This is a genomic window from Frankia sp. R43 (assembly GCF_001306465.1).
Classification (GTDB): domain Bacteria; phylum Actinomycetota; class Actinomycetes; order Frankiales; family Frankiaceae; genus Parafrankia; species Parafrankia irregularis.
The window spans coordinates 903,781-919,044 of the sequence record NZ_LFCW01000004.1 but is presented as its reverse complement, the minus strand read 5'-3'; the positions used below and the strand labels follow the sequence as shown (position 1 = coordinate 919,044).

Here is a 15,264-nt window from a genome sequence, read left to right as displayed (position 1 = left end):
GCCACCCGACCTGGCCCGCACCCCGCAACGGCGCCGGCACGTTCGACAACCAGATCTGGAACATCCCTGGCACCCTCGGCGGCGGATCCGACGGACCCATCCAGATCGAGGCCTGCTTCCGCACCACCGCCGCGGTCGTCACCTGCACGGACGCGACCACCATTCAGTTCACCCGCAACGCGTTCAGTGACACCAACGCGACCAGCGAAGTGGGCCCGGGCTCCGTCGCTCTCCTCACAGGCGACTACTCCCTGTCCGCCACCGACGTCTCCATGCCGACCTACACCGGCAGCCTCACCATCGGGCGCACCCTGACTACCCTCACCCCGTCTGCGGCCACCACCGCCCCCAGCGGCATCTTCGGACCGGGCTGGGCCTCGAACATCCCCGGCCCCGACACCGGCGCGGCAGACCGCACCCTCACCGACAACACTGCCACCGAGGGCTACGTCAGCCTCACCTCACCCGAAGGCTCCCCCGCCGTCTACACCCGCTCCGGCACCGGCGGCTATCCCTACCACTACACCGGCGTCGCCGAAACCGCCGCGGACGGCTCCACCCTCATCAAGGACTCCGCCACCAAGTTCACCCTGACTGACGCCGACGGCACCAAGACCATCTGGTACGCCAAAACCGTCGCCGGCTCCACCATCTGGGTCGTCGACCGCGTCGAGGAACCCGGCTCCTCGACCACCTCCACGTTCACCACCGACGCCCAGGGCCGCGTCACCCGCATCCTCGCGCCCGTCCCCGAAGGCGTCGACTGCTCCGGCACCCTCGGCGCCGGCTGCCGCGCCCTCACCCTCACCTACGCCACCACTACCACAGCCACCGGAGCAGGCGGCAGCTCCACCGACTGGGGCAGCTACACCGGCCAACTCTCCACAATCTCCATGGCACTCAACGGCGCCACCCCCATCGAGGTCTCCCGCTACAGCTACGACAACACCGGCCACCTCCGCGCAGCATGGGACCCCCGCCTCGACACCCCCGGCGGCAACCACCTCGCCACCCTCTACTGGTACAACGCCCAAGGCCGCATCCAAGGATTCGTCCCCACCGGCCAGGAAACCTGGAGCTTCGACTACGACGGCTACGGCCGACTCACCACAATCACCCGTCCCCGCCCCGCAGGCGCCGGCACCGCCACGATCAAGATCGTCTACGATGTACCGCTGTCGGGCGCTTCAGCACCGGTCGACATGTCCCCGGGCCGCGTCGACGACTGGGCACAGTATGACCAGCCTGCTTGGGCCACGGCCGTCTTTCCGGCCAGCCGTGTTCCCTCAAGCCCACCCTCGGCTGCCGACTGGCCATACGCACGGATCACCTACCTGAACACCGACGGCCAGCAGGTCAACGCCGCCACCTACGGTGCCGGTGCCTGGCAAGTCACCACCACCGAACACGACACATTCGGGAACGTCATCCGTGAACTGACCGCGGAGAACCGCAACCAGGCCCTCACTCCCACTGCCGACACCGACACCACTGTCGCCGCGCTCACCGACTCCGCCGCCCGGGCCCAACTGTTGGACACGGACACCACCTACTCCGCGGACGGCGTCGTTCCTATCGACGTCTACGGACCGAAACACCGCTACATCAACAACGACGGTGTCCGATCCTCGGTCCGCCAGCACGTCCACACCGACTACGACCAAGGCGCCCCGCCCTCCGCAGAGCCGTACCGGCTTCCGACGACAATCACGACCACTGCATACACCGGCAGCGCCGAAGCCGACGCCCGAAAAATATTCAACGGCTATGCCGCCAAAACAGGAGCTGACGCCGCCACCTCTGGCTGGGCTCTGCGCAAACCGACAACGGTTACGACCTGGATGGGCAGTGGGGCCACTCCTGATATCGTCCGCACCACCTACTACAACACTGCCGGTCAACCACTCGATGTCCGTCAACCGAAGGCCAATAGCAGTGGCACCGACGCCTTCACCACCGTCTTCTCCTACTTCACCCCGACTGGCACTGGCGGCTGCGTCAACGCCTCCTGGGCCGGCCTGACCTGCTCCATCGGACCAGCGGCACAACCCACCACCGGAACCGCACTTCCAGTCACCACTTTCACCTATAACAATCTCAACGAACCGCTCACCAAGACCGAGACGGTCACCTCCGGCGGAACGACCAGCCGCACCACCACCTACACCTACGACACCGCCGGCCGATCGGTCTCCGAGGCGATTGCCGTCAGCCCAGAGGTAAACGGCGGTACCCCCGTCTCTACCACCACCTATGGCTACAGTACTAGCACCGGCTTGCCGATCACCATCACCGCCAACAGCATCACCCTGACCACCGGCTATGACACCTGGGGCCAGATCACCTCCCAGAGCGATGCCGATAGCAACACCACCAGCAGTACCTACGATATCGACGGCCAGGTCGTCTCGACCAACGACGGCAAGGGCAGCTACACCTACGTCTATGACACCGCCACTGAACATCGCGGCCTCGTAACCAGCCTCGGTATCGGCGCCGGCACAGCCCCATCCACTTTCACCGCCACCTACAACGGCGACGGCGCGCTGACCTCCCAGATCTATCCAAATGGCATCGTCGCCACCACCCGCTACAACAACACAGGCAGCCCTACCACCCTCACCTATACTAAGGGTGCGTCCACCTGGCTGACCTTCACCCAGATCGACAACATCAATGGCCAGGGTCGCGTCATTGAATCCCCTAGTGGATCCCGCCAGCACCTTTATGACGCCGCCGGCCGACTCGGAGTCGTCCGCGACATCCGCAACGACAGCGGCAGCCTGCTGTGCACGTCCCGCCGCTACGTCTACGACGCCGACTACAACCGCACCCAGCACATCTCATACCCTGATGCCGGCACCAATCCCACCGGCCCCGCCTGTAGCACCTCCACCACCCCCACCTACAGCCTCGGTCACAGCTACGACCAGGCTGACCGCATCACGGACACCGGGTACACCTACGACCTTTTCGGCCGGACCATCGCCGTTCCTGCCGCCCACGCCGGCGGAACTGCTCTCACCATCGGCTACCACGCCAACGACATGGTCGCCTCCGAAGCACAAGGCACTACCACCCGCACCTATACCCTCGACCCCGCAGGCCGCATCCGGAATTGGACTCAGAGCGCTAGCACGTCGACTAATCACTATTCCGGCATCGGTGGTGACAGTCCTGCATGGGTTGAGCAGAGCGGCGGAGCCTGGACACGCAACATTACCGGAGTCGGGGATGACCTGGTAGCGATACAGCAAAGCAGTGGAACGGTGACCCTGCAACTCACCAACCTGCACGGCGATGTCGTGGCGAAAGCCGATAACGACGTCGCCGCGACGGCACCTACCACGTTTCGGGAGACGTGGGAGTTCGGTCAACCCTACGATCCCTCTACCGCGTACTCGTCCTATGGTTGGCTCGGCGGACCGCATCGGTCTCGTGACACGGTCTCGGGATTCCTCCTGATGGGTCTCCGGCTCTACAATCCCTACACGGGCCGGTTCACGTCGGTCGATCCGGTTCTTGGCGGCTCCGCCAATCCGTATGACTACGCCTACCAAGATCCGTATAACATGCTGGACCTTGACGGCCGTTGGGCGGCTTTGGCTCGAGTAGCTAGTTTCGTACCAAAGGCGGTGCGGGCGGTCCCGGCCGCTGCACGCGGCGGTTACGCGGCCGCCAAAGGTGGGGTCTCTGCGGTTAGAGGTGCCTATAGTGCGGTGGCCTTTGCGGCGGATGTGCGATCCATCCGCAGTGGAATCACCGGTTACACATATACTAAAACCGCTTGGGGGCACCGGTACACTCGCCCCTATATGCATTCCGCTCAACTTCTTCGTCAGATAGTTAGCGGGACTCCTATGAGAGATCCTCAGGGGTCCCCGGGGTCGGTTATGTGGAAAATGTCTGGAACGCACAATAATAGACGGGGAACCTATGAGCTAGTAGCAAATGTGCGGACTAGGCAAATTTATCATTTCCTCTTCAAGTGACCGAAGATTCATTGCGCCAACCGGGCTGTGTCGGTGACCTGATCTAACTCTCATGCTGGGCTGGACAGTGTTGTCCAGCCCAGCGCCTCTCGCTCTCCGGGGCTGATCTCAGCGCGGTCGGCGTGCTGCTAACGCACTACAAGCTGTCCCGGCGATTGGTTGGTTTCCCTGGAAACCAGGCCTGTTTCGTGGGCATGAGGTAGGTCGTCGCCACACCCGCGAGGCAGGCTTCTTAATGTACAAGGTGCGCCCGACCCGGTAGATTTTGTGTCGCAGCTGCCAGATGAGATGAGCCGAGTAAAGACCGGTAAGGTCTTTAGTTGGCAACGCTGCAGCCGTCCAACGTCGTGCCGCGAGCAATGCCCAAGGTAATGAACACGGAAGGTGGCACCACGGCATCGGAATCCGGGGGTGAGGGAGGTTCCTAGTAGGCGAGCCGGGACTCACCTTCTAGCGCCTGGTGCGACATGTGAAAACCTGGCTCGAGGATAGCCAAGCTGCGCTAGCGTGTATCACACGATCGATGCGAGGCTGGCTGCGATTCTCGCATACCACGAGGAGGCCCTGTGTGTATATCTGCTGACGGGTATGTGGCCGGTGGTGACCGCGCTTCATTTCTTTCTTTTGAATTTCGGTATGATTACGAAGTGGAGATCAGTCCTGAATTTCCCGGAACGGGAGAATGGGCGGAAACGGTTCACGTATTCAATGATCCACGTGTGGCGATACAAAGTTCACCCTCCGCGGAAGCGGCCCCTCTCGTCGTCAGAGTAGAATCCGCAGACGGTGGTGCTTGGATCGGGAAGTTCGCTTCCGGATATTCTGGGATTTCGGGTATTTATGCATGCCCTGCATCAGACTTGATCTGCGTGATCGCCGGTGGCTGCCCGTACCTTGTCAAGTCGACGCAGCCCGAAGTCGGAGCCGTCAGCCCTTCGGATCAGGTGATACAGGTGCTTCCGAGTCCGGATGCCAGTTTGCTTTTTCTGGTGAACTACACCGATATAGTTGCAATAGGGAAATGGGGGCCACTGTGGAATTCGGGTCGCCTAGTACTCGACAATCTTCGCGTCGTTGAAATTTTCGACGACGAAATACATTGCCTTGGCACTTCATCGGATCTACAGGAGAGAAAGATCATAGTTGACGCGGCCAATGGATCTATAAAGCAGGGCTCGGTTCCTGGATTTTCTTGATCGTTACTTAGTGCCGCGTTGGTGCCCCTGCGTTGTCGATCAGCCGTAGCGTCCCTTGGGCTGGTACCCGGTATGGCATTGTAGATCTCGCGGGCGACGTGGCGCTTGAGACAACGGACGATCTCGCGTGGAGTTTTGTCTTCGGTGAGGCGTCGTTGGTGGTGGGTGCGGGTGCGGAGGTCGCAGCGCGGTGGCTAGATCGAGGCGGATGAGGCAGCGGCTCCACATCGACGGGACCGGCCGGCTACCTCGAGGGCCATGTCCGCTACTCGCGCATCCTGGCCGTTTCGCCTAGCGTGTCGCGGCATTTGCCGCGACACGCCCGTAGGAGATACAGGGTGACATTCCATCCGGCACCGGATGCGGATTGCCTGTTCCGACGGACCAGCGACCCGTCAGACCTCCCGGGCGAAATCGATGCCAGCTCGGTAGTCCCGGCGCGGATACGGATTTTGCGATGTGCCCCGGGACGTGATGTGGTGGGGGAGGTGACGGCCGTGACGGTCCTCTGAAGGAGGCGCCTGGAGTGGTGGCGGTGGCGAGGTGGTCGGGCCGGCAGACACGCGCTCTGCGCGAGGCGCGGCGGATGAGCGTGCGTTCCTTTGCAGCTCACCTGGGTGTCGCCGTTGCCTCCGTCTCCAACTGGGAGCGGCGCGGTGAACTGATCCGGCTGCGGGATGAGACCCAGGAGATCCTCGACCGGGACCTCGGGATCGCCGGTGAGGACGTCCGTGTGCGGTTCGCGGCGGCGCTCGCCGACCCGCCGCCGGCGGAAACCAGTTTGTCGGTGGCCGATGGCCCCGTTTTCGCCGCGACACCACAACCGGGCCCGATAGCGGACGATAGCGTCGTCGAGGCACCACCGGACAGTCGGCGAACCACTCTCCGTCCTCGACGAAACGCACCACGGCAAACCCCGTCAACGGCCGGCCAGTGAGCATCGCCAGACGTGAACCATGCGCCCGCCGAACCGCCTCGATGCCGACCAGGAAGGACGGCTCGAAGCCAGAGATCCCCAGGTCCACAGCAGCTGAGTGTCCCGGCCTGCGACCCGACGGGCCAACACATATTCGAGCAGCCGGGCCCTCAGCGGCACTTGACAGCCCGGATCCCATAGAAACGCCAAAATGATCAAAAGACAGATGTGCGGCAGTGTCGGCGTCGACCTGCTGCGCAAGCACGCCGCCGGCCCACATGATCAGCAATGGAGCTGGGAGCCCACAAGATCTGCGCCAGATCCCGTTGCCACTTACAAAGCCACGCGGGGGTATTCCCCCGGACTGGGACCTCTCGACGCTCGATCTGCGGTCGTCCCCGCGCATGCGGGGGTCTTCCCCAGCCGACGGGGTAGCCCACCCCCGGGTCCGTGTCGTCCCCGCGTACGCGGGGGTCTTCCCAAGGATCAGGCCGAAGCCCTCTGTGTCAGTCTCGGGTGAGACACCCGCTGGGTGCGGGTTGGCTACAGGGGGCGTGATCGGAGATCCTCGTGTTCGTGGAATCAGAGTCACAGGTGCGTCCGGGCGGGTCCTCGCCGTCGCGGCGTGATCCGGCACCGCGTCCGTCGCGGCGGGTGTTCAGCACGGCGTACAAGCTGCGGATCATCGCCGAATACGAGAACGCACCGCACGGAGAGAAAGGTGCGATCCTGCGTCGGGAGGGTTTGTTCTCCTCGCATGTCGTGGAGTGGACCCGGGCCCGGGAAGCGGGAGCGTTGGGTGGATCGGGTGCTGTGGCTCGTGCTCCGGAGAAGAAGCCGGGGAAGTCGGCGGAGCAGATCGAGTTGGAGAAGCTACGCCGGGAGAACGAGCGGCTGAAAGTGCGACTCGCGACGACCGAGACCGCGCTGGATATCATGGGAAAAGCGCGCGTGCTCTTGGAACAGATCTCCGAGAGCGCGGACACCGAGCGGTCGTAGACCAGGTTCTGAACGGTGCTTTCGATGAGCTGCGCGCCGCGAGAGTGCCGGTGAAACGGGCGTGTGCGTATACAGGCCGGTCGAGGGCGACGCATTACCGTCATGCCGCTCCCGGTGGCCGGCTGCACGGCCCGTGGCCGGCGAGGAAGCCCCCGCCAGCGGCGCTGAGCGACACCGAACGCGCCCAGGTGCTGGCGGTGCTGGCCCAGGCGGAGTACCAGGATCTGGCGATCCCGCAGGTCTGGGCCCGGGAGCTGGACGCCGGCCGGTACTGGTGCTCGCTGTCGACGATGTACCGGATCGCCCGCGCCGCCGGGCAGACCCGGGAACGCCGGGCGCAGGCGACCCATCCGCCCCGGGTCCGTCCGGAGCTGGCCGCGACCGGGCCGGAAGAGATCTGGACGTGGGACATCACCGCGTTGAAAGGACCGACCAAAGGCGTCTGGTACAAGCTGTATGTCATCCTCGACATCTACTCCCGGTATGTGACCGGCTGGCTTGTCGCCGCCGCCGAGGACGCGGTGGTCGCGAAGGATTTCCTTGCCGGTGCCATCGCTCGGAACGGGGCCGCACCCCGGACGATTCACGCCGACCGTGGTGGGGCGATGGTCTCCAAACAGGTATCCGAACTCCTCGTCGATCTGGGAGTGCACCGGTCGCATTCCCGGCCAGGGACCTCGAACGATAATCCCTATTCCGAGGCGCAGTTCAAGACTCTCAAGTACAGCTACGATTTCCCGGACCGGTTCGGGTCGCTGGCCGATGCCCGGGCCTTCTGTGAGGGGTTCTTCACCGCCTACAACCACGACCACCGTCACTCCGGGATCGGGTTCCACACCCCTGCCTCGGTCCACTTCGGCACCGCCGAGCAGGTCCAGGCCCACCGTCAGGCCACCCTCGACCGTGCCCGCGCGGCGCATCCGGAGCGGTTCGCTCGCAGGCCACGACCGCCCCGGCTACCGGAAACCGTGTGGATCAACCAGCCAGTTCCGAGCCAACCGACCAACGATCAACTGTCTCAGTTGACTTGACACCTACCGGGACAGGATGACAAGAGTCCGATGATGAGAGATCGTGCCGCCGGGATCTGTGGGAGCCGGGGGCGGGATCCCCCCGGCTACCCGACGGTTGGCGGCGCCGTCCTACGTAAGGTTCCGATCACCGGCTCAGTAGCCTGATTCGGAGCCGTAGTAGGTTGGTCTGCGCGGCGTGTAGTTTTCCTCCAAGGCGACGATCTCGTGGTCTGCCAGATTGACGTCAAGCGCTGCGGCAGCGTCGGCGAGATGGTGGGGTTGGGTCGCTCCGACTATCGGGGCGGTCACGACGGGGTTGCGCAGCACCCACGCCATCGCCACCTGGGCCATCGAGAGTTCTCGTATCTCGGCGATGCGCTGAACGGCGGCGACCGTGGCGTGGTCACTGTCGAGGAACAAGGGGGTGCCGGACGCGTCAGCCGTTGGGTTCAGCGTTGCGCGGTTCGTGCTCAGGTCGCCCCAGGGTCGGGTTACCAGGCCGGCGGCGAGTGGCGACCACGGTAGGCTGCCGACGCCTTGGTCCGCCAATAGGGGGAACATCTCGCGCTCTTCCTCGCGGGCGACCAGGTTGTACTGGTCCTGCATGGAAATGAACTTCGTCCATCCGTGCAGTTGCGCGGTGTATTGCAGCTTCGAGAACTGCCAGGCCCACATCGAGGAGGCGCCAAGATAGCGCACTTTGCCCGACTTTACGGCGTCGTGAAGGGCCTCCATGGTTTCCTCGACAGGGGTGTGGGGATCAAACCGGTGGATTTGGTACAGATCGATCCAATCGGTCCCGAGTCGTCGCAGCGACGCGTCGAGCTGTTCGAAGATGGCGCGACGCGAAAGGCCGCGGCCGCCGGGCCCGGAACCCATCGGCGCGAACAGCTTCGTCGCAATCACGACCTGGTCGCGGCGGGTGTATTTCTTCACGGCCTCACCGGTGATCTCCTCGGAGGTCCCCTGACTGTAGATATTGGCGGTGTCCCACAGTGTGATGCCGAGCTCGACGGCCTGTTGAAACACCGCCTTGGCGGCGTCGGCATCCAATGCCCAATCGCGGCCCGTACCTGGCCTGCCGAAACTCATGCAGCCGAGCGCGACACGACTAACCCGCAGCCCGGAGGCTCCGAGGTTGGCGTACTTCATAAATTTCCTTTCGCTGGCGTTGGCGATGTCGGGTGACCGGAGGAGCGAGATAGTGCGCTTCGTGTCCGTCGCCGGTGCTGCGGGTCCGGCGGTGCCCTCCGCTCACGGCGGTGGGTCGGACTTTCGGCATGTTCAGGGACGACTAGTCAGATACCGGATGTGGTGGGGCGCATCGGTGCTCCTGCGGTGCGATGTGGCGGCAACGGTGCCGTAGGTCATGAGACAACCGGTCGCGCGGCGCGGGTGGGAGACACGGCTGTGAGGGGTACCAACGGTGACTCCTATGTCGTCGAGCGCAGGCCTACCGTGGGAGCCATGGCAGCCAACACCGGTGACCGCCGAGGCGAGGTGCGCGAGTTCCTGACCTCGCGCCGCGCTCGGCTCTCCCCGCAGCAGGCGGGCTTGGCCGCGTTCGGAGACAACCGGCGCGTGCCCGGCCTGCGTCGGGAGGAGGTCGCTGCCCTCGCTGGCGTGAGCATCGCCTACTACACCCGCCTGGAGCGGGGGAACCTCGTCGGGGTTTCGGAGTCCGTGCTGAATGCCATTGCCGGCGCGCTGCATCTCGACGACGCTGAACGCGACCACCTGTCCGACCTGGCGCGGGCGGCCAATGTCACTGCGTCCACGCGATCGCGGGCGGGCACTGCACGGACGCGTGTGCCGGCCGGCATCCAGCAGGTTCTCGACGCGATCACCGACGCGCCGGCGGATGTGCGCAACGGGCGCCGCGACATTCTCGCTTCCAACAGACTCGCCCGCGCACTGTACAGTGAAATCCACGCAGAGACGATCAGGCCGCCGAATGTCGCACGGTTCACGTTTCTCAATCCGAGAGCACGGGACTTCTTTGTGGACTGGCACACAGCCGCCAACGACATCGTCGCGAGCCTACGGATCGAAGCTGGCCGCCATCCCTACGACAAGCCGCTGTCGGACCTCGTCGGAGAGCTGTCCACCCGCAGCGACGAGTTCCGCACTCGATGGGCATCGCACAACGTGCGGCACCACACGGCAGGCACCAAGAAGATGCACCATCCGATTGTCGGTGAGATCGAGCTTGCCTACCAGGTACTGGTGCTGCCCGGCGATGTCGGCATGAACCTGAACGTGTACACGGCCGAGCCGGACTCCCCGGCACAAGAGGCGCTACGGTTCCTGGCTAGCTGGGCTGATGGCCACCTCCCATCCGGCGGGAACACCCTGCCTCTTGAGGTCGACCAGGCAGACGAGGGATCGCGCACCGCGAAACCCTGAACAAATGTGCGCCGCCGCGGCGGGCAATGGGACGGCCAACCCGGCCGTCCCATTGCCCGTGGATGGGCGTGCGCCATACCCGCAGAATGAGGCTCTTAATGAACATCGCGACGTTTACCCTCAACAACGGCGTTGAGATGCCCGCCATCGGTCTGGGTGTGTTCCAGACCCCTCCGCAGGAGACCATCGCCGCGGTCCGGGCAGCGCTGGAGACCGGGTACCGGCACATCGACACCGCGGCCTCATACGGCAACGAACGCGAGGTTGGGCAGGCCATCGCCGGGTCCGGCCTTGACCGGTCCCAGGTGTTCGTCGAGACGAAGGTCTGGATTTCTGACTATGGCTACGAACAGACGCTGCACGCGTTCGACAAGAGCGCCGGCAAGCTCGGTGTCGACGTCATCGACCTGTTGATCCTCCACCAGGCGCTGCCGTCAGCGTTTGACCGGACCATCGCCGCCTACCAGGCGCTGGAGAAGCTGTTGGCGGATGGCAAGGTCCGCGCCATTGGCGTCAGCAACTTCATGCCCGACCATCTCGCGCGACTGCTGGGGGCGACCGAGGTCGTGCCGGCGGTCAACCAGGTCGAGATCCACCCGTATTTCACCCAGCCCGACGTACAGGCCGCCGATGCAAAGCACGGCATTCTGACCCAGGCGTGGTCACCGATCGGCGGCATCACCTCCTACCGCGGCAGGACGGGGGCGCACAGCACGTTCGATGATCCGACCATCGCCGCGATCGCCGCCGAGCATGGCAGGACCCCCGCGCAGGTCATGCTGCGCTGGGGCCTGCAGCAGGGCCGGTCGGTGATCCCGAAGTCGACCAGGCCCACCCGTATCGCCGAGAACCTCGACGTGTTCGACTTCGACCTCACCCCGGGCCAGCTCGACACGCTCGACGCTCTGAACACCGGTGCGCGCGGCGGCCCAGCGCCCGAGGACGTCACCATCGAGGCGTTCGGCCGCGACATTCCCGATGCCTGACGGGCAGCCCGCGACCGGCGTGACGACCAACGCGATCTCGACCCGCAGGACGCTGCTGAGCGCGGCGCTGGCGACTTCCACTGGCGTGGCGCTCGGCGGGTGTATGTCCGCGTCCGATCTGGAGCCTCGCGCGGACTCCGGTGCCACCGCGACAGGGAGCACGACAGCGGCGGCCGCGTCCGCACGGGCGGGAAGGGTGCTGCTGGCGTACTTCTCCCGTGCCGGCGAGAACTACTACTACGGTGGGCGCCGGGACCTGGCCGTCGGTAACACCGAGGTGCTGGCCCGCATCATCGCAGCTCGCACCCGCTACGACGTCCACCGCATCGAGGCCGTCGACCCATACCCGTATGACTACGAAGCCACGGTCGCGCGCAACGTTCGTGAGCAGGACGCCGATGCCCGCCCGATGATCGCCGGTGCGCTGCCATCGCTCGCCCCATATGACGTGGTGCTGCTGGCCAGCCCCATCTGGAACGTACGTCCGCCGATGATCATGCGGACGTTCGTCGAGGCGCTGGACTTCACCGGCAAGATCGTTCATCCGGTTGTCACCTACGCCGTCAGCGGCCTGGGCACTGCGGCCGAGGACTATGGCCGTGCCTGTCGTGGCGCCACCATCCGCGATGGCTTGGCCGTGCTCGGCGAGACTGTCGCCGGCGCCGACCAGCAGGTCTCATCCTGGCTCGTCCGCGCCGGCCTTGTCTAGGCCGGCGGCCGTCGGCTGCTGTCAGCCCGCGCGGCGCTTGAGAACGGTGCCGATAAGCGACGAGCTCAGGATCGCGGCGAACACCCGCACCAGTTGCATGGTGATGACCAGGCCGACCTCGGCACCGGACTGGACGGCGACGGCGGCGACCGCCGGCAGACCGCCCGGCGTCATCGCCAGGTAGCCCGCGAGATCCGGGATGTCCGTCGCCCGGGCGAACACAATCCCGATCAGGGCGCATCCTCCGATGCTGGTGAAGAGCTGCAGCAGCGCCAACGGGAACAGGCGTACCAACAGTCGAACCGTTGCCGGTGTGAAGGAGAACCCGACGGCGAGGCCGGTGATGCTGTAACCGAAGTCGAGTAGCGGGCCGGGAACCGCGAGTGGGACAGATACCACGAGCGTGGCGGCCATCGCGAACAGCATCGGGATCACCAGCCGTGACCCGCTGAAGGCGAGTACCTGCGCGAGGAGCAGCCCTCCACCCGCGCAGATCGCCGTGAACACCAGGCTCTGCCATAGACCGGGATCTCCGGTGGTGGAGAGGGATTCGGTCGGAGTCCTTCCGCCTGCGCGGTCGAGAACCGGTGCGACGATCGACAGTGAGACCACGACCAGAACCACGCGGGCGTACTGGATGGCCGAGACGATGGCTTCGTCCGCATCCAGCTCCCTGGCGATGACCGAGACACTGGAGGCGGCGCCGGCTAGCGACGAGAAGACCGCGGTCGGGAGGTTCACCATCGGTGACAACGCGAGCACGAGACCGGTGATCATGGTGAAGATGATCGTGATGGCCACCCCGCCAATCACCTCGAAGGGCTGACTGGCGATCCGCCTGATCACGTCGGAGTCGATCAGGGCGCCCGCACTGACGCCGATCAGTGCAATGCCCAGATATCGCGCCTGGTCAGGAAACGTCCACGGCGCGCGGAAGGTGAGTGAGAATGCCGCGCCACCGACCAGGCCACCGAGAAGATAGGGGGACGGTGCGTGCGCCAGGTGCATGAGTATCGTGGCTATGACGAGGAAGGCCGTTCCGGATAAACCTCTTGTGATCTCCCTTTTCACGGTTTCGGCACTACTTCACGCTGCTGATCGCGGCGGTCGGGGTTCTTCCTGCAGGGCGGGCCGGCGCGGATAAAGGAAAGATCCTGGCCATCACGATGCCCAGGTCAGTCGCACCCGGTTTGGCGCTGGTGGCACACGGGTTGACAGGCGCCGGACTGCGCACGGTTCTGTGTCCTTTCGTCCGGGAACGTCATCGGAAATATCGCCCAGGTTGTCGTGAAGATCACCAGCCGTCGCCGGGTCCCGCCGCCGGTGGTGGGGCGATGCCGGCCGTCGGCGGGACGCGGTAGGCGCGATGCTGGCCGCGTGTCAGCGTTCGGCCCGGGCCTCCAACCGCCTGGGGAGCGCCACGACGGCGGATCCGGGCATGACGTTCTTATCGCGCTGGTTGATCGCCCACGTCTCCACCCGTACGACGTGGTCGCCGTCGGCGTCGACCTCCTTGGCCGCCACGCGTCCGCCGAGCCGCACGACGTCCGACAGGTACACGTGGCTGCGGTACTGCCCGTGCAGTGCCTTCAGGGCCCCGTCGTCGCCCATCCAGTTGGTCAGGGAGTGGATCTGCCAGCAGGTGCGCTGGATGCCGACGTCGTATGCGATTTGGGCGCCCTGCAGGCGGGCCGCATAGTCGTTGTAATGTACTGAATAGACTGGCTCCAGCGCATGCGTGTTCGGGTCGCGGAAGGCCCACTTCGGATGCCTGTGATACCGCCGCAATGCCACCCCGTGGGCGGAGACGCGGGGGATCGGGGCGGCACCCGCGGCAATGTAAGCGATGAAGTCGGTCAGGCCGATCGGACCCTTCGTGATGACGTCGATCTCCTCGCCGACGGCGACGTCATCCCAGTAGCGCGGAACCGCGCCCCTGGGTCGCTCGGCAAGAACGTTCTCCTCGATCACGGCGAGCTCGTTGTCGGTCCACGGGTGAGGTAGCTCGATCTTGCGGGACTCGCGCCGCTTCTGCATCTCGCTGCGTTCGAAACGCATCCGGGAACAGATGAACGTTGCAACCAACTCTCCGTTCTGGTTGCGGTATTCCTGGCGCAGATAGTCCTTGATCCGGCGGCCCCCGAAGTTGCTCTCGGTCGGCCCGTCGAATCCGTCGAACACGACCGTCGCCGCGATCTTGTCGTCCAGCCGGATCGGCCGGTTGAAGGTCATGGTCGTCTCGGCATGGAACCCGCCCAGGCCGCGCCACCCCACCTGGACGGAACCGAGGCAGGCGAAGATGAAGCTGGGAGGCGCGATGATGCCGCCGTGGCTGGTGCGCGCCGCGTAGTCGGCATCCGTCCACAGTGGGTTGTCGTCGCCGATTCCTTCGGCGAAGCGCAGGATCGCCAGCCGGGTCGCGTACTCGTTGTTGACGCAGGCCTCGGTGCGCAGCTGTGTGCCGATGAGCGCACGCATCTCTTCCAGCAACTCGTCGGTGAACTTGCCGAGCGCCAGTTCTCTCGTGATGCCGTCGGTTTGCTCCTCATGTGCCGTCGTCATCTGCATCCCCTCTATGTCTGTGTGGAGCGTGGGTGCGGGCGTGATGCTGCGGGGGCCGGGCTCCAGGGTGTTCGGCGCGATGTCTGTGGACTCCCGGTGCTGCCCTGATCGCCGCGTGTGAGTGCTTATCGGGCGCGGCCCGGCGCACGACCGTCGGGCCATGGCGCCGCGCGCCGCCGTCGGGGGACGGCGCGAGACATCTCGGCTCGGCCCGAGAGAGGTGATCCCGGTATCGGAGTGGACGGTCGGGTTGCCGCGCGCCGCGGCGGGAGCGGGTGGACACCGGCCTGGACGATCGACATCGTCAGCCCCTCACTAGTTGGTTCCTAAATATGAACCATAGATCGCTATTGCGGATACTTGCACCACGTGGATGGGGTGTCAACGTGGCCAGGGGTGGGTGCTGTCGCCCAGGAGGGGTGCCGGGTCGGTATTGACGGCTGGTGGGTGGCGGAGCTAATTTTGCCGACCAGTTCCCGATTGCA

The 15,264-nt window shown here is 65.0% G+C and carries 11 protein-coding genes; 8 read left to right on the top strand and 3 right to left on the bottom strand.

Going from position 1 to position 15,264, the window contains the following annotated elements; genetic code table 11:
- Nucleotides 1–272 precede the first annotated feature (272 nt).
- The 5 genes from ACG83_RS21020 (at nt 273) to ACG83_RS21005 (ending at nt 8,134) form a co-directional block, all read left to right on the top strand.
- Complete coding sequence (locus ACG83_RS21020; RefSeq protein WP_304438438.1) at nt 273–3,992, top strand: RHS repeat protein; 3,720 nt, start codon at nt 273–275, stop codon at nt 3,990–3,992.
- A 590-nt stretch (nt 3,993–4,582) separates the two neighbouring features.
- Nucleotides 4,583–5,188 carry a hypothetical protein gene (locus tag ACG83_RS44345; RefSeq protein ID WP_152991460.1) on the top strand — a complete coding sequence of 202 codons (606 nt, stop codon included), beginning with the start codon at nt 4,583–4,585 and terminating at the stop codon, nt 5,186–5,188.
- 586 nt (nt 5,189–5,774) lie between these two features.
- Nucleotides 5,775–6,125: a hypothetical protein gene (locus tag ACG83_RS45460; RefSeq protein WP_161934780.1), complete on the top strand. Its 351-nt coding sequence runs from the start codon at nt 5,775–5,777 to the stop codon at nt 6,123–6,125.
- Between the two features lie 549 nt (nt 6,126–6,674).
- Nucleotides 6,675–7,103, top strand: a complete 429-nt coding sequence (locus ACG83_RS45815; RefSeq protein ID WP_162604158.1) for a transposase — start codon at nt 6,675–6,677, stop codon at nt 7,101–7,103.
- 44 nt (nt 7,104–7,147) lie between these two features.
- Nucleotides 7,148–8,134 carry an IS3 family transposase gene (locus ACG83_RS21005; RefSeq protein ID WP_235498058.1) on the top strand — a complete coding sequence of 329 codons (987 nt, stop codon included), beginning with the start codon at nt 7,148–7,150 and terminating at the stop codon, nt 8,132–8,134.
- Nucleotides 8,135–8,269: 135 nt separating this feature from the next.
- Here ACG83_RS21005 and ACG83_RS21000 read toward each other — a convergent pair whose 3' ends face one another.
- On the bottom strand, nt 8,270–9,268 hold the full coding sequence (locus tag ACG83_RS21000) for an aldo/keto reductase (RefSeq protein ID WP_054567855.1): 999 nt from the start codon (nt 9,266–9,268) through the stop codon (nt 8,270–8,272).
- Between the two features lie 315 nt (nt 9,269–9,583).
- Here ACG83_RS21000 and ACG83_RS20995 point away from each other — a divergent pair, with 315 nt between their 5' ends.
- From ACG83_RS20995 to ACG83_RS20985, 3 genes are all read left to right on the top strand, one after another.
- A complete protein-coding gene (locus tag ACG83_RS20995; protein WP_083473414.1) occupies nt 9,584–10,522 on the top strand; it encodes a helix-turn-helix transcriptional regulator in 939 nt (312 codons plus the stop codon).
- A 98-nt stretch (nt 10,523–10,620) separates the two neighbouring features.
- Nucleotides 10,621–11,508, top strand: coding sequence for an aldo/keto reductase (locus tag ACG83_RS20990; RefSeq protein ID WP_054567854.1), 888 nt, complete (start codon nt 10,621–10,623; stop codon nt 11,506–11,508).
- A complete protein-coding gene (locus ACG83_RS20985; RefSeq protein ID WP_200931348.1) occupies nt 11,501–12,217 on the top strand; it encodes a flavodoxin in 717 nt (238 codons plus the stop codon). The genes ACG83_RS20990 and ACG83_RS20985 overlap by 8 nt, the downstream gene beginning before the upstream one ends.
- Nucleotides 12,218–12,238: 21 nt before the next feature.
- On the opposite strand, the gene ACG83_RS20980 is transcribed toward ACG83_RS20985, so the two are convergent.
- Nucleotides 12,239–13,288: an AbrB family transcriptional regulator gene (locus ACG83_RS20980; RefSeq protein ID WP_054567853.1), complete on the bottom strand. Its 1,050-nt coding sequence runs from the start codon at nt 13,286–13,288 to the stop codon at nt 12,239–12,241.
- 309 nt (nt 13,289–13,597) lie between these two features.
- The gene (locus tag ACG83_RS20975) at nt 13,598–14,779 is read right to left on the bottom strand and encodes a MaoC family dehydratase N-terminal domain-containing protein (RefSeq protein ID WP_054567988.1); all 1,182 of its coding nucleotides are present in this window, start codon (nt 14,777–14,779) and stop codon (nt 13,598–13,600) included.
- Between the last annotated feature and the right edge of the window lie 485 nt (nt 14,780–15,264).